Below are 19,873 nucleotides of genomic sequence, written 5' to 3' on the forward strand. Positions count from 1 at the left end.
CCGGTGGGTCTGCCGGGCCTGCAACGCGCGTCACGTCAGTTTGCGATCGGGCCTTCGGACGTGAATTTCGGGATCACGTTGGTCGAGGCGTCATTAACCTCGAGACCCGGCCAGTTCCCCTCAGCTAGGTTGATATTGCCCGGGACGTCTTCTTCCCAGAAACCGACCACGACGTCGGTGATGTTCAGGTACAGCTTGTCGTCAACGATCCGCCAAAGGTTGGGGTTGCCGGGAACCTTGCCACCCTTGGACACGCCATAGGCGCAATGGCCATCATATTGCGGCGCATAGAACGCGGGGTTTTCAAGGAACTTCGCGCGGTTTTCTTCGGTCGCAAAGGCCCAGGTCGCCCCGTTGTATTCCGCAGTGATGTCCGACCGTCCGCGCACGCCTTCGGGCTGGGATTGTCCAATCGGCGATTGTGCAAGCCCACGGTAGGCCACCACATCATATCCGGACACGGCGAAGCCGGTCCCATCGACATATTGCGGGCCGGCAAAGGCGGGCACGGCCAACGCCATTGCAGCAGCAAAGGTCATAGCAAATCTGTTCATGTTTCATGTCCTCGTGTCTTGACGGGTTGCAGGGCCGGAGTGGCTGTCTGCAGAGACAATAAGCAATTCCCTTCGTCGGCGAAGACCCGTTAACGCCGCTGTGACCATTGACGAGCAAACGTGAGCAGTCTTGCCGCAATTGTTACAGAACAGCCGCCACGTCGGGGGTTGGCGTTCTTGTTCTGCAACACTAACTCTAGTCGGGCTGGGCGCGGCTCGGCTCTGGGACGAAAGGCAGAAGATGAGCGACACCACCACATACACCCCACCGAAAGTCTGGACATGGGATAGTGAAAGCGGAGGGCGTTTCGCGAACATCAACCGCCCCATTGCAGGGGCGACCCATGACAAGGAATTGCCCGTCGGCAAACATCCCTTGCAGTTGTATTCGCTTGCAACGCCAAACGGGGTGAAAGTGACGGTCATGCTGGAAGAGCTTTTGGCCTTGGGTCACGCGGGCGCGGAATATGACGCATGGCTGATCAATATCGGTGACGGCGATCAGTTCGGCTCGGATTTTGTCGCGATCAACCCGAACTCGAAGATCCCCGCTCTGATGGACCGCTCGGGTGAAACGCCGATCCGGGTGTTCGAAAGCGGTTCCATCCTTGTCCATCTGGCCGAAAAATTCGGTGCATTTCTGCCCGCATCCGGTCCCGAGCGCACCGAAGTGATGAACTGGCTTTTCTGGCAGATGGGCAGCGCGCCTTATCTGGGTGGCGGGTTCGGGCATTTCTACGCTTATGCGCCAGAGAAATGGGAATATCCGATCAACCGCTTTGCAATGGAAACCAAACGCCAGCTGGATGTTCTGGACCGCGAGCTTGCGGACAAAGCTTTTATCGCCGGCGCGGACTACTCCATCGCCGACATGGCGATCTGGCCGTGGTATGGGCAACTGGTTCTGGGTCGTTTGTACGACGCCGCCGAGTTCCTTGATGTCAAATCCTACAAGAACGTCATGCGATGGGCGCAAGAGATTGACGCGCGGCCAGCCGTGAAGCGGGGCCGCATGGTCAACCGCGCATTCGGAGAGTTGCACACCCAACTGCGCGAACGGCATGACGCAAGCGACTTCGAAACCCGTACGCAGGACAAGCTGGAAACAGCGGCCGAATAACTCTGTTCATTTGGCGCAGGGAGCAAATCATCCCTGCGCCGAAGCCTCGATTTCACTTCAAGATCGGGGGACTGTCCGGGTCGCTTCCGGGCGCTGGTCGGAACCCAGAGGCGCGCACTGGCTCGGGGATATCAAATCGCAGGCCCACTTTCGCCAATGCTGCGGCGGCAGGATCGCTGGCTGCGAAAAAACCGACATCCAAGGCACCAGCCTCAATCCCCGAGAATGTAAGAGATTCGGACACCGCCTTGGCCAGGGCCGTCTGGGCACCAGGCACCGCGTCAACGAAACCAAGAAGATGACCCTGCCCGCCGCCCTCGGCGCGGGTTCCGGCGAGATATGCGGCGGAGGCCAGACCTGAAGCTGTGGCCAGTTTGGTGTCCAGCGCCGTCAGCAAAATGTCGGGCAACCCCGCGGGCGCAAGGAACTCCGTCAGACGGGATTGCACTTCTTGCGGGGCATGGCTGAGGGTTTCCGCAAGCCAGGCCAACGCTTCGGCAGGGATGAGCATCGACGACGGCGCCACCTCGAGGTTCAGCCCCAAGCCGATGCCCTGCCCTGCAAGCATCCCCGCCAGAACACGTCCGGACAGAGCGGCATATGGGGCAGGACGGCCCGCAAACTGCGCCAGTCTGTCTTCGCGATCAAAGGCCAGCACAAACCGACCATCAGCCACGTCAAACAGCTCGGGCGAGATGTTTTCGTCTCGCGCCTCTTCGGTCAGCAACAGAAACAGTTCGTTGTCCGCGAGCCGTTCGAAAAACCTCAGCCGCGCGGCATCGTTCTGAGGGTCGGCCTCCATCTGGGCATGCGCAGTGTCCAACGCAGTTGTGTCAGTCATCCATCACCTCTTTGACCCGGGCACGCAGCACCGGCAGCAGGTCCGTTTCGAACCAGGGATTTTTCTTCAGCCATGCCGTATTGCGCCATGACGGATGAGGCAAGGCAAATACCCGCGGCGCATGCTGTTGCCAATTGCGCACCGTATCGGTCACCGAAGTTTGTGCGCCTAGATGGAATTTCTGCGCGTGCCCACCGACAAGAATGGTCAATGGAACATCGCCAAGTTCACTCATCACCCTGTGATGCCAGGTCTTCTTGCAGATCGCCGGCGGCGGCAAGTCCGCCTTTCGCGCATCGTACCCCGGAAAACAAAACGCCATCGGAACGATCGAAACCCGGGCCTGATCGTAGAATTGCTCTTCCTCCAACCCCAGCCAATCCCGCAGCCGGTCGCCAGAGGGGTCGGTGAACGGTCGGCCGCTCTCATGGACCCGTGCCCCGGGAGCTTGCCCTGCGATCAGGATGCGCGCACCGGGGCGGAACCACACCACCGGGCGCGGCTGATGCGCGGTCGCAGTCGCAGCGAAGCGGTCGGCGCACAAACGGCACGATCTGATTTCTTCCGCAAGTGGCTTCAACTGATCTCCAGCCCTTTGACGCTTGTTGCAATCCTAGGATGGATCATAGTCGTTCCCGCAAACCGATCCAGTTGTCGGCTCTGTGCGTCACAATTGTGGCCAGGCGTTTCGAACGCACATTGAACATTTGTTTCATATTTCGACATAATGTGGCCAACATGGAGCGGTAGAACACCCGGCCGTCAGCCAGCCACCGGTGGGCGCACCCAAAGCAAAAACATGAGCAGGCCGTGAATGCTTGAGTTCGAGAATGTCAGCAAGTCCTTCTGGACCGGGACTCGCCGCAAGGTGATCCTGGACAGGGTCTCGTTCCGGGTCGAACTGGGAAAATCACTTGGCGTTCTGGCCCCGAACGGCACCGGAAAAACCACGCTTATCAACATGATGGCCGGGCTCGAAAAGCCCGACGAAGGCGTTATCCGCCGAGAGTGCCGGGTGTCTTTCCCCATGGGCTTTGCCGGCGGCGTTTCCAAGAAGATGTCCGCGCTCGAGAATGCCCGTTACATCGCCAAGATTTATGGAATGGACCCCGACTATGTCGAGGCTTACTGCAGCTGGATGTGCGACTTGGGCGAGTATTTCAACCAACCCTTGGCGACATACTCAGCCGGCATGCGCGCCCGTTTCACATTTTCGTTGATGCTGGCCCTGGATTTCGACATGTACCTGATCGACGAAGGTATGCCTGCCACCACCGATGTCGAATTCAACAAAAAAGCAGGTTCAATCCTGCAGGAACGCTTGCGAACCACGACTTTGGTGATTGTGTCACACAATCCCAAAACCCTCGAAAAATTCGCCCGCCAGGCCGCCGTGCTTGTGGATGGGCAGCTTCATATGTTTGACTCCTTGGAAGAGGCGACGCAGCTATATGACTACCAAACCCAAGGTTAAAAAATACGACCCGAACCATGCCTCGCAGTCCGAAGGCACGGTCGAGGCGCGTGCCGAGGCGATTTCGCGCATCCGCAAAGCTACCCAGCCGGCCGAGGAAGCCCCTGCGGGAACCGAGCTGGATGCCATCAAGAAAGAAGGGTTGACCGGTCGTCAGCTGCGCATAGCCCGACGCATGGCGCAGAAACACGGTCTGGCTGCGACGTCGGACTACGATGCCGTGCGTCTGCTACGAAAAAAGGGGATCGATCCGTTTCCGCGCTCCAACCTTCTGGATTTTGCGGCGGGTTCTTCCGATACCGCGGATGCGGAAGACCAGCCAAAAGACAAGGTCACGATCCAGCTGCCGCAAACGGTGAAAGAAAAGCAACAGACCCTTCCCGGCCCCGAATGGAGCCCGGCACAGCGGCGCGAATTCGAAATCGGCCAGATTCAGAAGGACATCGCCCGTCGGCGCAGACGAAAGTTGTTTGGTCTGTTTGCCCGTCTATTCGCCTTTGTTCTGCTGCCCACGATTATTGTCGGCTATTATTTCTATCGCATAGCCACTCCGATGTACGCCAGCGAGTCCGCGTTTTCCATTCTACAGGCAGATGGTGGCGCTGGTGAGATCGGCGGGCTTTTGGCCGGGACGCAATACGCAACCACGCAGGACTCGGTCGCGACCCAGGAGTTCCTTGAATCCAAGGATGCGCTCAACCGTCTGGAACGGGACACTGGATTTGCCGAGATTTTCAAGCAAGACTGGATAGATCCGATTCAAAGACTGCCTCAGGACGCCACGCTGGAAGAGGCGTTCAAACTGTACAAGCGTATGGTCACAATCGGCTATGACCCCAGCGACGGCATCATCCGGATGGAGGTAGCAGCACCCGACCCGGATACTGCCGTCGACCTGTCAAATCTGCTGATCTCCTACGCCGAAGAAAAGATCAACGGCCTCACCGAGCTGAAGCGCGAAGATCAGATGCGGGACGCTCTGCAGTCCTTCGAGGACGCTCAGGAAGAACGGCGCAAAGCCCAGGAAGCGCTGATCGAACTGCAGTTGCAGGGTGCCGTTCTGGACCCCGAAAACGTGATTGCCGGGCTGCGCGCCCGCATCAACGAGATCGAGATACAGCTTCAAGACAAGGAATTGGAACTGGCGGCGTTGCTGGACAACCTTCGGCCGAACAAAGCCAAGGTCGACGGCGTCCAAGCCGATATCAACCGGCTTGAGGCCGTGCTCGAAGAGCTCAATGCCGAGATGCTGGACGCCTCCGCCGGCGAAAACTCGCTGGCGCGGTTGAGCGTTCGGATCCAGATGGCACAGGCCGATCTGGCCGCACGGGACATGATGCTGCAATCGGCCATGCAGCAAATGGAAACCGCCCGGACCGAGGCCAACCGCAAGGTTCGATACCTCACCGTTTCCGTGAACCCGGTCGCCAGTCAGGAGCCCACCTATCCGCGAAAGTTCGAAAATACGATTTTGGCTTTCCTGTTGTTTGCTGGTATCTACCTGATGATTTCGCTGACTACGTCAGTCCTTCGTGAACAGGTATCCTCGTAGAGCTCATGAAACATGTAAAAATAGCCAACGTCACCGTTGGCAACGACCTTCCGCTGACCATCATCGCGGGCCCTTGCCAGCTTGAAACGGCGGATCACGCACAGATGATCGCGGGAAGGATGAAAGAAGCCTGTGAAGCCGCGGGGGCACAGTATGTGTTCAAGGCCTCATATGACAAAGCCAACCGTACGTCCCTGTCCGGGAAACGCGGCATGGGGATCGAGGCCGGGCTGAAGGTGCTGGATGACATTCGCAAAACGATGGGTATTCCGGTCCTGACGGATGTCCACACTGAAGCGCAATGTGCCATCGCGGCCGAAGCAGTGGATATCCTGCAAATCCCGGCCTTCCTGTGCCGCCAGACAGACATGCTGCTGGCAGCCGGAGAAACAGGCAAGGCCGTCAACGTCAAGAAGGGTCAGTTCCTGGCCCCTTGGGAAATGCCAAACATCGTCGAAAAGATCGAAAGCACGGGCAACCACAACATCCTGCTGACCGAGCGCGGAACCTCGTTTGGCTACAATACGCTTGTCGCCGACATGCGATCCCTGCCGCAAATGGCGCAAACCGGGTATCCGGTTGTCATGGATGCAACCCATTCCGTTCAACAGCCCGGTGGCCGAGGCGGCTCGTCCGGCGGGCAGCGGGAATTTGCACCGGTAATGGCCCGCGCGGCCGTGGCCCTGGGCGTCGGTGCCGTATTCATTGAAACGCATCAGGATCCGGACACGGCGCCGTCTGATGGGCCGAATATGATCCCGTTGGACCAAATGGGCCAACTGATTGACACTTTGATGCGTTTCGATGCCCTGGCCAAGGCCAACCCAGTTCAGATTTAACGATCGAGATTTTCCATGACCAAACCAATCCCCGAGGTGACCCCGAACACCTGGAGCTTTCTGCGCGATGCGATGATCAAACCCACCGGGTTTCGTGAATACGATGCCCGCTGGAAATACCCGGACGAGATCAACCTGCCGGGGATGACGGCTCTTGGTCTTGGTTTGGGAACTCAGATGCACAAGCGTGGGATCGAGCCGGTGATCGCGGTCGGCAACGACTACCGCGACTATTCTCTGGCGATCAAGAATGCGTTGATTCTGGGCCTCATGCAGGCCGGCATCCAGGTCAAGGATATTGGCCCGGCGCTCAGCCCGATGGCGTATTTCGCCCAATTCTACCTGGATGTTCCTGCAGTCGCCATGGTGACGGCCAGCCACAACCCCAACGGCTGGACCGGGGTCAAGATGGGCTTTGACCGCCCTCTGACCCACGGCCCTGACGAAATGGCCGAGCTGCGCGACATCGTGCTGAACGGCGAAGGCGTGGCACGCCCCGGCGGGTCCTATGAATTCGTGGACGGCGTGAAAGAGGCCTATATCGACGATCTGGTCGGTGATTTCAAAATGTCGCGCCCCCTCAAGGTGGTGTGCGCGACAGGGAACGGCACCGCATCTGCCTTTGCCCCCGAGATCTTTGAGCGGATCGGCGTCGAGGTCGTACCCAGCCACAACCGGTTGGATTACACCTTCCCCAACTACAACCCGAACCCCGAAGCGATGGAGATGTTGCACGACATGGCAGACGCCGTCAAAGCCAGCGGGGCGGACCTCGCGCTTGGGTTTGACGGAGACGGCGATCGCTGCGGTGTGGTCGATGACGAGGGCGAGGAGATCTTTGCCGACAAGGTCGGTGTCATCATGGCCCGCGATTTGGCCAAGCTGCATCCCGGCGCGACCTTCGTGGCCGACGTTAAATCGACCGGCCTGTTTGCAAGCGATCCCGAACTGCAGGCCCATGGCGTCAAGGCGGATTACTGGAAAACCGGCCACAGCCACATGAAACGGCGCGTGAAGGAAATCGGCGCGTTGGCCGGGTTCGAAAAGTCGGGCCATTACTTTCTGGCCGAGCCAATCGGGCGTGGATACGACTGCGGAATGCGGGTCGCGGTGGAAATCTGCAAACTGATGGACCGCAATCCGGGACAGAGCATGTCCGATCTGCGTCGCGCCCTGCCCAAGACATGGTCGACCCCGACCATGTCGCCCTATGCTGCCGATACCGAAAAATATGACATTCTCGCCCGCTTGGTGGACAAGCTCGTTGCCAAGGCAGAGGCGGGTGAAACATTGGCCGGCCGGCCGATCAAGGAAGTCGTGACGGTCAATGGTGCCCGCGTCATCCTCGACAATGGCAGTTGGGGCCTGGTCCGGGCATCTTCGAACACGCCCAACCTAGTGGTGGTCTGCGAAAGCAGCGAGAGCGAAGATGAGATGCGGGCAATTTTCGCCGATATCGATGCCGTGATCCGCACCGAACCGGGTGTGGGCGACTACGACCAGACGATCTGAGCAAAAAAAGGGGCGCTGAGGCGCCCCTTTCTCAATCCCGTCCGAGCAGTTTCAGCAAGCCCTTTTTGGCCTCATCTTCAAGCTTTTGCTTCAGTGCATCTTCGACCTGTTCGCTGTCGGAGATGGTTGTATTCAACTCCTCTCCGGCCTTCTTCAGCGCCTTGTCCTTCGCGTCCTGCTCCAGTTCCTTGAGCTTCTCTTCCGTCGCAGCTTCAATCACCTTGCTCAGGTCGGGCTTGATCGACGGATCACTCCACGGCCCCTTGATCCGCACAGGCACGGCAATGCCATTGCCCCCGTTTGCCCGCAGCGCGACCGGTGTGAACACATAGTCGATATCGCGCGCACCCAGCCCGACACGGCCCGCGCCATCGGCACGGAAATTGTCAAGCTGCATCAGAAGATCGTTGTTCGTCAGGTTGCCGTCCTGAATCGTGTAGGTGGCAGTGAGGCTGTTAAAGACGGTGGTTCCTCCACTGCCTTCGCCGCGCCCCATCAAACGATCCAGATCAAACCCGGCGATCACCCCCTTGCCGACGTCCAGGCTGCCCTTGCCGCTGAGTGAGCGCATGATCTGCGCTTCGGTTTGCCCCACCCCCAGAAATTGCAACGTTCCGGACGCACTACCGGACAGCCGTTCGACACCGCCCAAGGTGGTCAAAGCCTGTTTGAGGTCGATACCGGTGGCGGTCAGGTTGCCCCCGACCGACAGTCCGTTTCTATTGTTGGCCACGACTTCTCCGGTCAGCTTTCCGGAAAACAGCGTGGCCGGTTCCATTTTCAGAACCGCACGCGACCGATCCAGGCTGAGGCTCAGATCGCTGGGACCAAAGGTCATATCAGGAATGGCGATCGAATTGGCTTTCAACCGGATAGTTCCATTTGCCAACGAAAGGGGTGACGCGTCGATCGGCGCCTGGGACCAGCCTTCGGGCGCCTGTTTCCCTCCGCCCGTGCCGCCGCCGCTGCTGGGCGCGCTGCCGGCTGTTGCCTGCGTCAGGTCAAGGTCACCGGTACTCAGCCGCGCACTAATCTTTGGTGGGTTTGCGATAACAATATCTGCGGCACCGTCAAAACTGTTCTGATCTAGAACGGCGCGCATATCCCGCAAGGAAATGCGCCCATCCTTGGTGTAGGTCATCTGGCCGGACACATCCGCGACCCGTCCAAGTCCCATGGGGACTGACACCCCGCCCTGACCAAAAGCGGCCAGCATCGCGTCGGTGTTTGTGGTCCGGACATGAGTTTTGCCGTCCATTTCACCGGCCAGGTTGACGCGTCCGTCAAAGCTGATCTCTCCGCCCGGCGCTGTCAGGCCAAGAACCAATGGCGTCACCGCGCCACTGGAAAATGCAGGCAAATCAGGAATTTCGAAATCAACCTCAACCGCGCCACCGGGCACCGGCATTGATGCGCTCATCTTCATCGGCGCAGTGACATCGGGCCAATTGGCCTTCAGATCGACCCCGGAAAAATCCATCTGAGGGTCACCGTTTTCCACATAAACCAGACGCGCGTTGCTGAGCTCCAATCGGTCCAGGGTCACGGTTCCTGTTTCGGCCGGCGCCGCAGAGTTGGGTGCGGGTACATTTGCATTGCCAGAGCCCGTGTTTGACGCTCCGGTTTGCGGCGCCGTCATTTCCCAGTTGCCCCGCCCTTGTGACAGTTCCAGCCGCAAGACGGGATCCTCAGCCACGACGCGCCGGATACGCACATCCCCCGCCAGCAGCGCTGAGGCATCGACGCCAACTGCCAGGCTTTGCGCGCTCAGCATCGGTTCGGAGCTGGCCCAGGGCGCGTTCCCAAAAGTAACCGGCCCGGTTTCCATTCCCAGAACCGGCCAAAAGGATAGGCGGACATCGCCGGACAACGTCAGCTCACGTCCGGTCTGCGCCTTGACCTGTTCGGCGAGGATCTTGCCCAGCTTGTCGCCGGGCATCAATAGCAACGCCCCGATCACCAGCCCCGCGACCGCAACCAGAATGAATAGAATGCGTATCAGCCACTTCATGATTTGCTCTCTGCCTTGCCGGCTTTTAGCCTCATCTTCGATGTTCCTTGCGTGCGAAGGATTTGCAAGGGGAAGATTTCCCCACTATATGCCGCGCAATGAGCACCAACCCGCCAAACCTACGCCCCGATCTGGCACCCGCAGCCCGGATCACCGACGCACCGCGCAGCGGCCATCCCACCATCGGAATGGTGTCCTTGGGGTGTCCCAAGGCACTGGTCGACAGCGAGCGCATCCTGACGCGCCTGCGCGCCGAAGGATACGGGATCTCGCCCGACTATTCAGGTGCGGATGCCGTGATCGTGAACACCTGCGGGTTTCTGGACAGTGCCAAGGCCGAAAGCCTCGAAGCAATCGGCGAGGCGCTGGTGGAAAATGGCAAGGTCATCGTGACCGGGTGCCTGGGCGCGGAACCGGACTACATCCGCGAACATCACCCCCGTATCCTGGCCGTGACCGGGCCGCACCAGTATGAACAGGTGCTGGATGCCGTTCACGCCGCCGTTCCGCCTGATCCCAATCCGTATGTGGATCTGTTGCCGGCTTCGGGCGTGAAGCTGACCCCGCGCCACTACAGCTATCTCAAGATTTCCGAAGGCTGTAATCACAAGTGCAAGTTCTGCATCATCCCGGATATGCGCGGAAAACTGGCCAGCCGGCCGGCCCACGCCGTTCTGCGCGAGGCTGAAAAACTGGTCGACAGCGGTGTACGCGAATTGCTGGTGATCAGCCAGGACACCTCGGCCTTTGGCCTGGATCGCAAATACGATGTGAACCTCTGGAAAGACCGGGAGGTGCGCAGCCACATTACCGACCTGGCCCGTGAATTGGGCCAACTGGATGCCTGGATACGGCTGCACTACGTCTACCCCTATCCACATGTGCGCGAGCTGATCCCGCTTATGGCGGATGCAGGCAGCAACCTTTTGCCCTACCTGGACATCCCGTTCCAGCACGCGCATCCGGACGTTCTGAAAAGGATGGCGCGACCGGCAGCCGGCGCCAAAACACTGGACGAGATCGCCGCCTGGCGCGCGATCTGCCCCGACATCACGCTGCGATCGACCTTCATTGTCGGCTACCCGGGGGAAACCGAGGCCGAGTTCCAGACCCTGCTGGATTGGATGGACGAGGCGCAGTTGGATCGCGTCGGGTGCTTCCAATACGAAAACGTTGAAGGGGCCCGCTCGAACGACTTGCCGGATCACGTCCCGGATGAGATCAAGCAAGATCGCTGGGAGCGTTTCATGCAAAAGGCCCAGGCGATTTCCGAAGCGAAACTGGCGGCGAAAGTGGGTCAGAGGATCCAAGTGATCGTGGATGAGGTGGATGCCGAGGCCGCCACCTGCCGCACCAAGTCAGACGCACCTGAGATCGATGGCAACCTGTTCATTGACGACGGTCATGAAAACCTGAAACCCGGTGACATCGTCCTTGTTCAGGTCGACGAGGCTGGTAAATACGATCTGTGGGGGAAGCTGGTGCGCTGAACCGCCATCCGGCGGAAGAAGGCAGACGGCCCCCAAATCGGGACCGTCTGCAAAAAGCTTATTGAGTGACCGGGTTACACACGGTCTGGCCGGCCTCGGTGGTGGCCAGTTCATAGCCTGCCGAACAGCTGGGCGAGCCATATTTGTCATAGCTTGGCTGAACGTAAACCGGGGTGGGCTCTTCCTGCTGCGAGCAAGCAGTCAGGATCAAAACAAAGGCGCCGGCGGCAGCGAATTTCAGTTTCATGTCCATCAATCCTTTAATACTTTTCTGATATTGCCCAACTTTTCGGGGCCACGTTAAGGATACGGGCAGTTCGGCTTTCTGGCAACAGATACGGTCACATCCGTGTGATCAGAGGCGAATCCACGCTTGCATCACGACGTGACACCGCAGAACCGGGACGCGCGAACTACACATTTCTCTGCGTTGGGCTAAGCTCTCGGATGTCCCTTTCAACAGCCGGAGCGCCAGAATGCCAAAAGGATCTAAAATCGCCCAGAAATCGCCCTACCCCATCGAAGTGACTGAAGGCAAAAGCTACTTCTGGTGCGCTTGCGGACGCTCCAAACGTCAGCCATTCTGCGACGGTTCGCACAAGGAAACCGGGATCGAGCCGGTAAAATATGTAGCAGAATCAAGCAAGAAGGTCTTCTTCTGCGGATGCAAGCAAACCGCTAGTCCGCCGCTGTGCGACGGGAGCCATTCCAAGCTATAGGCCAATCAGGTCAGCGCATTCAAAGCTTTGGCATTGGCGCAAAACTCCGGGGCGGCGGTCGCCCTGCTCTGTTGGCACGCAAGCCAGACAGCACATCTTTCGCTGCAGTCAGCGGCTCGACAACGGGTCACCATTTCGCTGTATCCCTGCGCGGTCAGCCGCCCTTCGGCGATAGCTTCGGACAGCGAGATTTCCATGCAGCGCGCAACCGACCGCGTTAGCCAGAAGTGTTTTTCTATGTCTCCGAGTCGCACATGTTTCATTGTTTTTCCTGATTCTGCAGCGTCTTAAGTTTGGCGAATCGGTTCCGGTTCGGACATGTCTCTGGGGCCTCAAACCTGCCACCTCGGTGCGTCTGCCAATCGCTACAGGCGCAAGCCCACTCGCAGCCCCGGCACCGTCCCACCATGCGCGCCCATTCGTCGGGACTGAGCCGACCCGTGCGATGGGCATCTACAAGGTCAACGCCGGTCGCCTGCCCCATCCGCAGAACAAGGCGTCCATGCTTCATGGTCTGGCCAAGGACGTTCATGGTTCTGCCCGTCCGCTCTAGGGTGCAAGCCTGGCCAGCAATTCCTGGTTTCGGCAATACTCCGGTGGTGGTCCGTCGCTGCTTCGAAGCGCCAGCGCGCGGTCGCAGTGATCGGGGTTCGAACAGCCTGTACAGCGCAGCACCGCGTCGGTGATTTCGTCGATCGAAACCGAACCGCCAATCGCGGCCTCCTGCAGGTCAACGCCCAGTTTCAGGGCCATTCGATCCACCAAAGCGGCATGGCGGCGCAGTTCTTCGCGTCTGGACATCCGAGTTCCTTTCGCTGTCTCGCTGAAAAGAACCCTATCCCCATAACCCGACGGCGCCCTTGATTCAGGTCAAGAGACGACCCCCAGGTCGTCCAGGTAGGCCCGTGTGGCGTCCTGGACCCGCCTGAAACGATCGCCGCCCAGTTTTTTGCCGCCATACCACCGGGTCACAATGACCATGTGATCCTGCACACCGGCGCGTTCCAACATACGCAATATGACCATCCCCGCACCAGTTTCGCCATCATCGGCCTTGAGAGCACCGGTCGGCAAAATCGCGGCCCACGTGTTATGGGTCGCCTTGGCATATGCCTTGTCCGATTTAAGGTCGCGCAACACCGCATCGACCTCATCCCGCGACCTGACGGGCGCACCACTCACCGCGTATTTCGAGCCTCGGTCCGTCAGAACGACCCCCATCCGTTGGATCTGGGTCATCGGGTCAGGCCTAGCTGGGCGGCTGTTTCCAGAACAACTTCGATGCGCTTGGCATTGGGCGGATGAGACGCCAGAAAGCGGTCACCCGGATCGGGAATCCGGCTGAAATAGGCCATGCCGACCAGCGGGTTGTACCCGGCCGAGTAGGTGATCAAAGTTCCCATCCTGTCCGCTTCCAGCTCGAATTCTTTCGTATAGCTCTGAACTCCGACCTCGGCACCCAGCTTCTGGGCACGTTCAATTCCGGCCGCGTCCTCGCCTTGCGCCTCAGCCAGTTCTCCAAAAATTCGAGCCCCTTCCTTGGCGTTTTTTACCTGCCGGGCGATGTGGCCCAGGATGTGATGCGCCGCCTCGTGCCCCATCACAAACGCCATCTCGTCAGCGTTCTGCGTAGACTTGACCATTTCCTGCGTAAAAATGATGAACGGGCGCCCATCCTTGTCCAACGTCTGGAACGCATTTGGCTCGGCAAACGGATCCGTGTCGATCAGAATGCCGAAATCGCAGTTCTGCCCCCGTGTCTCGCGCTGACAGACTTTTTGCGCGGCGGCCCCGACCGACCCGCTGACCTGCTGAAACGTCAGTGCCGAGTCGCGCAGTTCGGGCGAGGACGGTGACCAATCATCAACCGCAATGAACCCGCCTGCAGTGCACGCGGACACAACCAAGACCAGCAAAAACCTGAGGCGGTGCATTCCGGATCCTTTCTGTTCGTGCCGGCAGGAAAGCTTAGCGCGATGTGGCCCCCCTGACCACAGCCCGAAACCCAATCAGCGGGTTGCATTGCGATCGCAGGCTGGGCAGTCTGGGTACATGTTTTCGATTGAGCATGAATTCGACTCGACAGTCATTACCCTAGTGGACGAAGGCCCGGAGCCTTTGCAAGAAGACGTGGTGATCAACAGTTTCGCCGAGTGCGTAACGCTCGAGCAGTTGGACCCCCGAACGGACCAGATGCAGAAAATCACCCTTTCGCCCGAACAGGTGCGCGATCTTGCCGCCGCTCTGGATCTGCCCGAAGGGGTCTACCAGATCAGGGAGACACCGGCCTAGGGATCGTAGACAAAGACCTTGTCGCGCCCTGTATGGCCTTTTTTCAGCGTCAAAGCCGACGGTGAGGCACCCATGGCCCGAGCCAGCAGCTTGACCACGGCTTGGTTCGCCTTTCCATCCTCGGGCACGGCGGTGACAGCGATGTGCACTGTCGCCCCGTCGAAAGAAATCCGGTCCTGCGCAGCTTTGGGAGTCACCCGCACGGGAATCGATTGCCCGGGTCGCGCCAGATGCGCAAGGTCCGGCAGGTTTCGCAGTTTCGGTTTTGTCATCACATTCTCTTCCGCATTTGGACCGTGCCGGGCGGCACAATATCCAACAGTTTTGCATCTTGCCCTTGAAACCGGCGCGTGTCTGCCCGAGATACGACAGAACCATGTAAAGGAATTTAACATATGACGCTGAAAAACCCGGCTGCGTTCGAGTTCCTGCAGTCGCGCAGGTCGCGGCCCGCCAAGACGTTGATGGCCCCGGCGCCGACCCGCGACGAATTGATCCCGTTGCTGACCGCAGCCGCTCGCAGCCCCGATCATGGCAAGTTGGAACCTTGGCGGTTCATCGTCATCGAAAAAGGCGCAATGCCGCGATTGGCCGATCTGACCGAGGAGCGAGGCGTTGCGCTGGGAAAAAACCCCGAAGACATCGCCAAGGCCCGTAGTCAATTCGATATGGGGCATCTCGCTGTTGCCGTCATCGAAGTGCAAAAACCGTCGCCGAAAATTCCTGAAATCGAACAAACCTACTCGGCCGGGGCGGTCTGCCTTGCACTGCTCAACGCAGCCCTTGCAGCGGGTTGGGGTGCCAATTGGCTTTCAGGTTGGCAGTCGCACGACCGCGAATTCTGCGAACGCGGTTTGGGCCTGGCCGACAATGAACGCATTGCCGGACTGATTCACATCGCAACCGAAGGGGCCACGCCGCCCGAACGGCCTCGCCCGGACGTAGCCGCGATCACTGAGTGGGTGACGGAATGATTATCCTCAACGCGTTCTTCGCTGCCTTGGGGCAGCTCGGAGATGCCCGTTTCCGATCGGTGCTTCTGCGCGGTGTCGGCCTGACGATTGTGCTGCTTGTTGTTGCCTGTGTGCTGGCGATTTGGGGCATCAACGCCCTTGCTGGTCAGGAGATCTCGCTGCCATTTGTCGGCGACGTCCCGTGGCTGAACGACGTTCTGAACTATTCAGGGATCTTTCTGGTCCTGATCCTGCCGGTCTTTCTGATGGTGCCGGTGGCGTCAGCCATCACCTCGATGTTTCTGGATGAGGTCGCACAGGCCGTTGAAGACCGGCATTATCCGAACCTACCCCCTGTTCCGTCCGTCCCGATCTGGGATGCGCTGTTGGACTCGTTGGGATTCTTGGGCGTTTTGATTGTGGCCAACGTAATGGCGCTGGTCCTCTACGCGCTGTTCACACCCCTCGCTCCGTTCATCTTTTGGGGAATGAACGGGTTTTTGCTGGGTCGGGAGTATTTCACGCTGGCGGCCATGCGCCGGATCGGGCGCGACGGTGCGCGGGCGTTGCGGGCACGCCATGCCGGGACGATCTGGGTCGCCGGAACCTTGATGGCCATCCCCCTGTCGATCCCGCTGGTAAACCTTGTCATTCCGATCATCGGAGCCGCAACGTTCACGCATATCTTTCATGGGCTGTCGCGACAGGCTGAGCGCTGATTACTCGCGCGGTTCCATCTGGTTCAACCAGTCAAAATCACGAACTGAGATTACGCCAGAAACAATGATCCCTGCGATCACCGCCCACAAAACGATGGAAATACCGGTGGTGATCCAGATCTTTTTCTTCATGTGGTGAACTTCCGGAGCGCCCGCATGCGTCCCCGGCACGATGTCACCCAGATCGCCTTGCGTCTTGATGCGGACCGGCAGCACGACCAACAAGGTCATGAACCAGATCACGGCGAACAATACCAGCGCAGCAGTGATTGTCATTTCGACGTCTCCTCAGCCCGGCTCAGACTTGCTCCAGCTCCACAAGGCACCCGTTGAAATCCTTGGGGTGCAAAAACAGCACAGGCTTGCCGTGCGCGCCGATTTTGGGTTCTCCGGTTCCGAGAACGCGGGCACCGGTCGCCTTCAGGTGATCCCGTGCGGCGATGATGTCCTCGACCTCATAACAGACATGGTGGATGCCACCCGCCGGGTTCTTTTCCAGGAAGCCGTTGATCGGGCTGTCGTCGCCCAGCGGGTACAGCAGCTCGATCTTGGTATTGGGCAGTTCGATGAAGACCACCGTCACGCCATGATCCGGTTCATCCTGAGGTTTACCAACGTTGGCGCCCAGCGCGTTGCGGTATTGGGCGGATGCGGCCTCGAGGTCGGGCACGGCGATGGCGACATGGTTCAGGCGGCCAATCATGGCAGTCTCCTCTGTTCTGCGTTGCAGCGTTTATGGGGGCTGCCCTGTCAAAGGGCAAGTGCGCCAAAACGCGCGTTAACCCTGTGTTAGCCAGGAGTTCCTAGCGTGGGGCATCTGCTGAAAGGAGTTCTGCCATGGACGATTCGGTGCCGTTCGCCCCATCCGCCGTCGCCCCCAGCGCCACTCGGCCTTTGCTGGGTCAAACCATTCTGGTTGTCGAGGACAGTCGTTATGCCTGTGATGCGATGCGACTGATGTGCCTGCACAGCGGCGCCCGCATTCGCCGGGCCGATTGCCTGAGGTCTGCGCGCAGGCACCTTCAGATCTATCGCCCGTCGGTGATCGTAGTGGACATGGGCCTGCCGGACGGCTCCGGCGCAGACCTGATCGCGGAACTTAACGCGGTTTCTCCACGTATCAGCGTCATCCTTGGTATGTCCGGCGACGACTGCGCCGAAACGCTTGCCTTGCAAGCCGGGGCCGATGGTTTTCTGGCGAAACCGTTGAATTCGCTGATCAGCTTCCAAAGGGCCATCCTGGAGAACCTCCCCGAAGACCGTCGCCCGGGTACACTCCAATCCGTCAAAGACGAACAGATCTGCCCCGATCCGCTGGCTTATCAGGATGACATGGCGCATATCGCAGATGTTCTGACCGGGCCTGCGGATTCACGCACTCTGGACTATGCCGCCCATTTCCTGCGCGGTGTTGCCCGAGATGCCGAGGACACGGTTCTGGAGCAGGCGGCCCATGACCTCGCATCCTCGCGCGCCACGGGCGCTCCGGTAACAGCCTTGGCTGCGCGCGTTGCCGGTCTTGTCCAAAGCCGTCTTGGAAGACGAAAGGCGATCTGAATGACGTTGGCCTATTTTGTGACAACAGCCATGCTCTGCGCTTGGTGGTATTGGCACACCCGCAGATCCGTACGGACCATTCGCGCTAACCGCAAAAAACAGCCGAACTGGCTGGACTGAATTCAAGTTCCAGGGTTTTAGCCACTTGGAAAACGCGGGCCCACATACGCACTGAAGCACTTGGCAGAAAGATCGCTTCGCGCCGTCGCCGTAGTTTCGACCGCACCCAAAGGTTTTTCACACTCTGGGTACGGTCCTTGGCTCATTCCTGAGGGATGACCCGCAGGCCCAGTTCCATCAGCTGATCCGAAGTCGGGTCCGACGGCGCTTGCATCATCAGATCTTCGGCGCGCTGGTTCATCGGGAACATCATAACCTCGCGGATGTTGGCCTCGTCCGCAAGCAGCATAACGATCCGGTCGATGCCGGCGGCGCAGCCCCCGTGCGGCGGAGCGCCATAGTGGAACGCGTTGAACAGTGCGCCAAAGCGGCTCTTGACCTCGTCCTCGCCATAACCGGCAAGCTCGAACGCTTTGAGCATGATCTCGGGCTTGTGGTTCCGGATCGCACCCGACACCAGCTCGTAACCGTTGCAGGCCAGGTCGTACTGATAACCCTTGACCTCAAGCGGGTCGCCCTGCAGCGCCTCCATGCCACCCTGCGGCATCGAGAACGGGTTGTGCTCGAAATCGATCTCGCCGGTTTCCTCGTCCTTCTCGTAGATCGGGAAATCCACGATCCAGGCAAAGGCGAACCGGTCCTTGTCGGTTAGGCCCAGTTCCTCGCCGATAACGTCGCGCGCCTTGCCGGCGACTTTTTCAAAGGCTTTGGGCTTACCACCCAGGAAGAACGCCGCGTCACCGACCCCAAGGCCCAGCTGCTGGCGAATTGCCTCGGTGCGTTCGGGGCCGATGTTTTTGGCCAGCGGGCCGGCGGCTTCCATCCCCTCACCCTGATCGCGCCAGAAGATATAGCCCATGCCGGGCAGACCTTCTTTCTGGGCAAAGGCGTTCATGCGGTCGCAGAACTTGCGGCTGCCGCCACCCGGCGCGGGGATCGCGCGGATCTCGGTGCCTTCCTGTTCCAGCAGTTTGGCAAAGATCGCGAAACCGGACCCGCGGAAGTGTTCCGACACCACCTGCATCTTGATCGGGTTACGCAGATCGGGCTTGTCGGTGCCATACCACAGCGCCGCGTCCTTGTAGGAGATCTGCGGCCATTCCTGATCAACCTTCCGGCCACCGCCGAATTCTTCAAAGATCCCTGTCAGAACTGGCTGGATCGTGTCGAACACGTCCTGCTGGGTGACGAAGCTCATCTCCAAGTCCAGCTGGTAGAAATCGGTGGGCGACCGGTCGGCGCGCGGGTCTTCGTCGCGGAAGCAGGGCGCGATCTGGAAATACTTGTCGAAGCCCGACACCATGATCAGCTGTTTGAACTGCTGCGGCGCCTGCGGCAACGCATAGAATTTGCCCGGATGCAGGCGCGAGGGCACCAGAAAGTCGCGCGCGCCCTCGGGGCTCGAGGCGGTGATAATCGGCGTCTGATATTCGCGGAAGCCCTGATCCCACATGCGGCGGCGCATGCTGGCCACCACGTCCGAGCGCAGTGCCATGTTGCGCTGCATCACCTCGCGACGCAGGTCCAGGTAGCGATAGCGCAGGCGGGTTTCTTCTGGGTATTCCTGGTCGCCGAACACCATCAGCGGCAGCTCCTCGGCCGCGCCCAGCACTTCCAGTTCGCGGACATAAACCTCGATCTCGCCGGTGGGCAGCTTGGGGTTTACCAATTCGGGGTCGCGCGCCTTGACCGTGCCGTCGATGCGGATGCACCATTCCGAGCGCACTTTCTCCAACGCGCTGAACGCGGCGCTGTCGCCGTCGCACAGAACCTGGGTCACGCCATAGTGGTCGCGCAGGTCGATGAACAGCACGCCGCCGTGATCTCGCACCCGATGAACCCAACCCGACAGGCGGACGGTTTCACCGACATTTGCGGCGGTCAGATCGGCGCAGGTGTGGCTGCGATAGGCGTGCATGGATGATATCCCTTCGGGCGCTGAATTCGTCGCGCCGATACACCGCGATCGGGTCGGGAAGTCAAGGGTTGGAGCACGATGCGCCTCCATCGGAGCCCGGAATGCAGACAAATTCGAAAAAATCGCTATCTTTTGGACATGTGAACTCGAATAGTTTTCCCGGCACGCGGGAGCCAGGCCCCTTGAGCAAGGAGGTGTTCGG

General features: G+C 59.5%; 25 protein-coding genes. 11 read left to right on the forward strand and 14 right to left on the reverse strand.

Annotated features, from left to right (window positions below; all coding sequences use genetic code 11):
• Positions 1 to 35 precede the first annotated feature (35 nt).
• Positions 36 to 554 carry a YHS domain-containing (seleno)protein gene (locus tag ACR3EL_RS12490; RefSeq protein ID WP_170340074.1) on the reverse strand — a complete coding sequence of 173 codons (519 nt, stop codon included), beginning with the start codon at positions 552 to 554 and terminating at the stop codon, positions 36 to 38.
• A gap of 241 nt (positions 555 to 795) precedes the next feature.
• Here ACR3EL_RS12490 and yghU point away from each other — a divergent pair, with 241 nt between their 5' ends.
• Complete coding sequence (gene yghU, locus ACR3EL_RS12495; protein ID WP_170340072.1) at positions 796 to 1,674, forward strand: glutathione-dependent disulfide-bond oxidoreductase; 879 nt, start codon at positions 796 to 798, stop codon at positions 1,672 to 1,674.
• A 52-nt stretch (positions 1,675 to 1,726) separates the two neighbouring features.
• On the opposite strand, the gene ACR3EL_RS12500 is transcribed toward yghU, so the two are convergent.
• Together ACR3EL_RS12500 and ACR3EL_RS12505 are read right to left on the reverse strand one after the other, a co-directional pair.
• Positions 1,727 to 2,515, reverse strand: coding sequence for an SseB family protein (locus ACR3EL_RS12500; protein ID WP_170340070.1), 789 nt, complete (start codon positions 2,513 to 2,515; stop codon positions 1,727 to 1,729).
• A complete protein-coding gene (locus ACR3EL_RS12505) occupies positions 2,508 to 3,095 on the reverse strand; it encodes a uracil-DNA glycosylase family protein (protein WP_170368019.1) in 588 nt (195 codons plus the stop codon). Before ACR3EL_RS12505 ends, ACR3EL_RS12500 begins: the two co-directional genes overlap by 8 nt.
• Positions 3,096 to 3,329: 234 nt before the next feature.
• Here ACR3EL_RS12505 and ACR3EL_RS12510 point away from each other — a divergent pair, with 234 nt between their 5' ends.
• The 4 genes from ACR3EL_RS12510 to ACR3EL_RS12525 are packed head-to-tail and all read left to right on the forward strand — an operon-like array spanning position 3,330 to position 7,892.
• Positions 3,330 to 3,989, forward strand: a complete 660-nt coding sequence (locus ACR3EL_RS12510; RefSeq protein ID WP_093964707.1) for an ABC transporter ATP-binding protein — start codon at positions 3,330 to 3,332, stop codon at positions 3,987 to 3,989.
• Positions 3,967 to 5,541 carry a KpsE/RkpR family capsule polysaccharide export protein gene (locus ACR3EL_RS12515; protein ID WP_170340068.1) on the forward strand — a complete coding sequence of 525 codons (1,575 nt, stop codon included), beginning with the start codon at positions 3,967 to 3,969 and terminating at the stop codon, positions 5,539 to 5,541. Before ACR3EL_RS12510 ends, ACR3EL_RS12515 begins: the two co-directional genes overlap by 23 nt.
• Positions 5,542 to 5,546: 5 nt before the next feature.
• Positions 5,547 to 6,380 (forward strand): 3-deoxy-8-phosphooctulonate synthase, encoded by an 834-nt coding sequence (kdsA, locus tag ACR3EL_RS12520; RefSeq protein ID WP_170340066.1) that lies wholly within the window; start codon positions 5,547 to 5,549, stop codon positions 6,378 to 6,380.
• A 15-nt stretch (positions 6,381 to 6,395) separates the two neighbouring features.
• Positions 6,396 to 7,892 carry a phosphomannomutase/phosphoglucomutase gene (locus ACR3EL_RS12525; RefSeq protein ID WP_170340064.1) on the forward strand — a complete coding sequence of 499 codons (1,497 nt, stop codon included), beginning with the start codon at positions 6,396 to 6,398 and terminating at the stop codon, positions 7,890 to 7,892.
• A 31-nt stretch (positions 7,893 to 7,923) separates the two neighbouring features.
• Here the strand turns inward: ACR3EL_RS12525 and ACR3EL_RS12530 are convergent, their stop codons facing one another.
• Positions 7,924 to 9,903: an AsmA family protein gene (locus ACR3EL_RS12530; RefSeq protein ID WP_480721785.1), complete on the reverse strand. Its 1,980-nt coding sequence runs from the start codon at positions 9,901 to 9,903 to the stop codon at positions 7,924 to 7,926.
• Positions 9,904 to 10,001: 98 nt separating this feature from the next.
• Here ACR3EL_RS12530 and rimO point away from each other — a divergent pair, with 98 nt between their 5' ends.
• On the forward strand, positions 10,002 to 11,393 hold the full coding sequence (rimO, locus tag ACR3EL_RS12535; protein WP_480721787.1) for a 30S ribosomal protein S12 methylthiotransferase RimO: 1,392 nt from the start codon (positions 10,002 to 10,004) through the stop codon (positions 11,391 to 11,393).
• A 58-nt stretch (positions 11,394 to 11,451) separates the two neighbouring features.
• On the opposite strand, the gene ACR3EL_RS12540 is transcribed toward rimO, so the two are convergent.
• A complete protein-coding gene (locus ACR3EL_RS12540) occupies positions 11,452 to 11,640 on the reverse strand; it encodes a hypothetical protein (protein WP_244952318.1) in 189 nt (62 codons plus the stop codon).
• Positions 11,641 to 11,869: 229 nt separating this feature from the next.
• Between ACR3EL_RS12540 and ACR3EL_RS12545 the strand changes: the two genes are divergently transcribed.
• Positions 11,870 to 12,112, forward strand: a complete 243-nt coding sequence (locus ACR3EL_RS12545; protein WP_480721790.1) for a CDGSH iron-sulfur domain-containing protein — start codon at positions 11,870 to 11,872, stop codon at positions 12,110 to 12,112.
• 5 nt (positions 12,113 to 12,117) lie between these two features.
• Here the strand turns inward: ACR3EL_RS12545 and ACR3EL_RS12550 are convergent, their stop codons facing one another.
• The 5 genes from ACR3EL_RS12550 to ACR3EL_RS12570 all read right to left on the reverse strand — a co-directional run bounded on the left by ACR3EL_RS12550 (position 12,118) and on the right by ACR3EL_RS12570 (position 14,046).
• Positions 12,118 to 12,375, reverse strand: a complete 258-nt coding sequence (locus ACR3EL_RS12550) for a DUF6455 family protein (RefSeq protein WP_093964699.1) — start codon at positions 12,373 to 12,375, stop codon at positions 12,118 to 12,120.
• Complete coding sequence (locus ACR3EL_RS12555; RefSeq protein ID WP_480721792.1) at positions 12,372 to 12,644, reverse strand: DUF6455 family protein; 273 nt, start codon at positions 12,642 to 12,644, stop codon at positions 12,372 to 12,374. Before ACR3EL_RS12555 ends, ACR3EL_RS12550 begins: the two co-directional genes overlap by 4 nt.
• 17 nt (positions 12,645 to 12,661) lie before the next feature.
• Positions 12,662 to 12,913: a DUF6455 family protein gene (locus ACR3EL_RS12560; protein WP_480721794.1), complete on the reverse strand. Its 252-nt coding sequence runs from the start codon at positions 12,911 to 12,913 to the stop codon at positions 12,662 to 12,664.
• Between the two features lie 69 nt (positions 12,914 to 12,982).
• Positions 12,983 to 13,351 carry a YigZ family protein gene (locus tag ACR3EL_RS12565; RefSeq protein WP_480721796.1) on the reverse strand — a complete coding sequence of 123 codons (369 nt, stop codon included), beginning with the start codon at positions 13,349 to 13,351 and terminating at the stop codon, positions 12,983 to 12,985.
• Positions 13,348 to 14,046: a M48 family metalloprotease gene (locus ACR3EL_RS12570; RefSeq protein WP_170340056.1), complete on the reverse strand. Its 699-nt coding sequence runs from the start codon at positions 14,044 to 14,046 to the stop codon at positions 13,348 to 13,350. Before ACR3EL_RS12570 ends, ACR3EL_RS12565 begins: the two co-directional genes overlap by 4 nt.
• Before the next feature lie 118 nt (positions 14,047 to 14,164).
• On the opposite strand from ACR3EL_RS12570, the gene ACR3EL_RS12575 reads away from it, so the two are divergent.
• Positions 14,165 to 14,404, forward strand: a complete 240-nt coding sequence (locus ACR3EL_RS12575) for a hypothetical protein (protein WP_170340053.1) — start codon at positions 14,165 to 14,167, stop codon at positions 14,402 to 14,404.
• Here the strand turns inward: ACR3EL_RS12575 and ACR3EL_RS12580 are convergent.
• A complete protein-coding gene (locus ACR3EL_RS12580; protein ID WP_170340051.1) occupies positions 14,401 to 14,676 on the reverse strand; it encodes a DUF167 domain-containing protein in 276 nt (91 codons plus the stop codon). The two genes, ACR3EL_RS12575 and ACR3EL_RS12580, sit on opposite strands and share 4 nt — an antisense overlap.
• 123 nt (positions 14,677 to 14,799) lie before the next feature.
• On the opposite strand from ACR3EL_RS12580, the gene ACR3EL_RS12585 reads away from it, so the two are divergent.
• Both ACR3EL_RS12585 and ACR3EL_RS12590 read left to right on the forward strand, forming a co-directional pair.
• Complete coding sequence (locus ACR3EL_RS12585; RefSeq protein ID WP_170340049.1) at positions 14,800 to 15,378, forward strand: nitroreductase family protein; 579 nt, start codon at positions 14,800 to 14,802, stop codon at positions 15,376 to 15,378.
• Positions 15,375 to 16,076, forward strand: a complete 702-nt coding sequence (locus tag ACR3EL_RS12590; protein ID WP_170340047.1) for an EI24 domain-containing protein — start codon at positions 15,375 to 15,377, stop codon at positions 16,074 to 16,076. Before ACR3EL_RS12585 ends, ACR3EL_RS12590 begins: the two co-directional genes overlap by 4 nt.
• Here ACR3EL_RS12590 and ACR3EL_RS12595 read toward each other — a convergent pair whose 3' ends face one another.
• Both ACR3EL_RS12595 and mce read right to left on the reverse strand, forming a co-directional pair.
• A complete protein-coding gene (locus ACR3EL_RS12595; RefSeq protein WP_093964691.1) occupies positions 16,077 to 16,352 on the reverse strand; it encodes a DUF1467 family protein in 276 nt (91 codons plus the stop codon).
• Positions 16,353 to 16,374: 22 nt separating this feature from the next.
• The gene (gene mce / locus ACR3EL_RS12600) at positions 16,375 to 16,779 is read right to left on the reverse strand and encodes a methylmalonyl-CoA epimerase (protein WP_170340045.1); all 405 of its coding nucleotides are present in this window, start codon (positions 16,777 to 16,779) and stop codon (positions 16,375 to 16,377) included.
• Positions 16,780 to 16,913: 134 nt separating this feature from the next.
• On the opposite strand from mce, the gene ACR3EL_RS12605 reads away from it, so the two are divergent.
• Positions 16,914 to 17,633, forward strand: coding sequence for a response regulator (locus ACR3EL_RS12605; protein WP_170340043.1), 720 nt, complete (start codon positions 16,914 to 16,916; stop codon positions 17,631 to 17,633).
• A gap of 262 nt (positions 17,634 to 17,895) precedes the next feature.
• Here the strand turns inward: ACR3EL_RS12605 and aspS are convergent, their stop codons facing one another.
• Entirely contained in the window at positions 17,896 to 19,671 is a 1,776-nt protein-coding gene (gene aspS / locus ACR3EL_RS12610) for an aspartate--tRNA ligase (RefSeq protein WP_170340041.1), read from the reverse strand.
• Positions 19,672 to 19,873: the final 202 nt, after the last annotated feature.

Source organism: Ruegeria sp. BJ3, assembly GCF_056535665.1.

What these genes read in the sequence shown, in the direction of transcription:
- ACR3EL_RS12490 (WP_170340074.1), bottom strand. Translation starts at nt 554, where the DNA reads ATGAACAGATTTGCTATGACCTTTGCTGCTGCAATGGCGTTGGCCGTG.
- yghU (WP_170340072.1), top strand. Translation starts at nt 796, where the DNA reads ATGAGCGACACCACCACATACACCCCACCGAAAGTCTGGACATGGGAT.
- ACR3EL_RS12500 (WP_170340070.1), bottom strand. Translation starts at nt 2,515, where the DNA reads ATGACTGACACAACTGCGTTGGACACTGCGCATGCCCAGATGGAGGCC.
- ACR3EL_RS12510 (WP_093964707.1), top strand. Translation starts at nt 3,330, where the DNA reads ATGCTTGAGTTCGAGAATGTCAGCAAGTCCTTCTGGACCGGGACTCGC.
- ACR3EL_RS12515 (WP_170340068.1), top strand. Translation starts at nt 3,967, where the DNA reads ATGACTACCAAACCCAAGGTTAAAAAATACGACCCGAACCATGCCTCG.
- kdsA (WP_170340066.1), top strand. Translation starts at nt 5,547, where the DNA reads ATGAAACATGTAAAAATAGCCAACGTCACCGTTGGCAACGACCTTCCG.
- ACR3EL_RS12525 (WP_170340064.1), top strand. Translation starts at nt 6,396, where the DNA reads ATGACCAAACCAATCCCCGAGGTGACCCCGAACACCTGGAGCTTTCTG.
- ACR3EL_RS12530 (WP_480721785.1), bottom strand. Translation starts at nt 9,903, where the DNA reads ATGAAGTGGCTGATACGCATTCTATTCATTCTGGTTGCGGTCGCGGGG.
- rimO (WP_480721787.1), top strand. Translation starts at nt 10,002, where the DNA reads ATGAGCACCAACCCGCCAAACCTACGCCCCGATCTGGCACCCGCAGCC.
- ACR3EL_RS12540 (WP_244952318.1), bottom strand. Translation starts at nt 11,640, where the DNA reads ATGAAACTGAAATTCGCTGCCGCCGGCGCCTTTGTTTTGATCCTGACT.
- ACR3EL_RS12545 (WP_480721790.1), top strand. Translation starts at nt 11,870, where the DNA reads ATGCCAAAAGGATCTAAAATCGCCCAGAAATCGCCCTACCCCATCGAA.
- ACR3EL_RS12550 (WP_093964699.1), bottom strand. Translation starts at nt 12,375, where the DNA reads ATGAAACATGTGCGACTCGGAGACATAGAAAAACACTTCTGGCTAACG.
- ACR3EL_RS12555 (WP_480721792.1), bottom strand. Translation starts at nt 12,644, where the DNA reads ATGAACGTCCTTGGCCAGACCATGAAGCATGGACGCCTTGTTCTGCGG.
- ACR3EL_RS12560 (WP_480721794.1), bottom strand. Translation starts at nt 12,913, where the DNA reads ATGTCCAGACGCGAAGAACTGCGCCGCCATGCCGCTTTGGTGGATCGA.
- ACR3EL_RS12565 (WP_480721796.1), bottom strand. Translation starts at nt 13,351, where the DNA reads ATGACCCAGATCCAACGGATGGGGGTCGTTCTGACGGACCGAGGCTCG.
- ACR3EL_RS12570 (WP_170340056.1), bottom strand. Translation starts at nt 14,046, where the DNA reads ATGCACCGCCTCAGGTTTTTGCTGGTCTTGGTTGTGTCCGCGTGCACT.
- ACR3EL_RS12575 (WP_170340053.1), top strand. Translation starts at nt 14,165, where the DNA reads ATGTTTTCGATTGAGCATGAATTCGACTCGACAGTCATTACCCTAGTG.
- ACR3EL_RS12580 (WP_170340051.1), bottom strand. Translation starts at nt 14,676, where the DNA reads ATGACAAAACCGAAACTGCGAAACCTGCCGGACCTTGCGCATCTGGCG.
- ACR3EL_RS12585 (WP_170340049.1), top strand. Translation starts at nt 14,800, where the DNA reads ATGACGCTGAAAAACCCGGCTGCGTTCGAGTTCCTGCAGTCGCGCAGG.
- ACR3EL_RS12590 (WP_170340047.1), top strand. Translation starts at nt 15,375, where the DNA reads ATGATTATCCTCAACGCGTTCTTCGCTGCCTTGGGGCAGCTCGGAGAT.
- ACR3EL_RS12595 (WP_093964691.1), bottom strand. Translation starts at nt 16,352, where the DNA reads ATGACAATCACTGCTGCGCTGGTATTGTTCGCCGTGATCTGGTTCATG.
- mce (WP_170340045.1), bottom strand. Translation starts at nt 16,779, where the DNA reads ATGATTGGCCGCCTGAACCATGTCGCCATCGCCGTGCCCGACCTCGAG.
- ACR3EL_RS12605 (WP_170340043.1), top strand. Translation starts at nt 16,914, where the DNA reads ATGGACGATTCGGTGCCGTTCGCCCCATCCGCCGTCGCCCCCAGCGCC.
- aspS (WP_170340041.1), bottom strand. Translation starts at nt 19,671, where the DNA reads ATGCACGCCTATCGCAGCCACACCTGCGCCGATCTGACCGCCGCAAAT.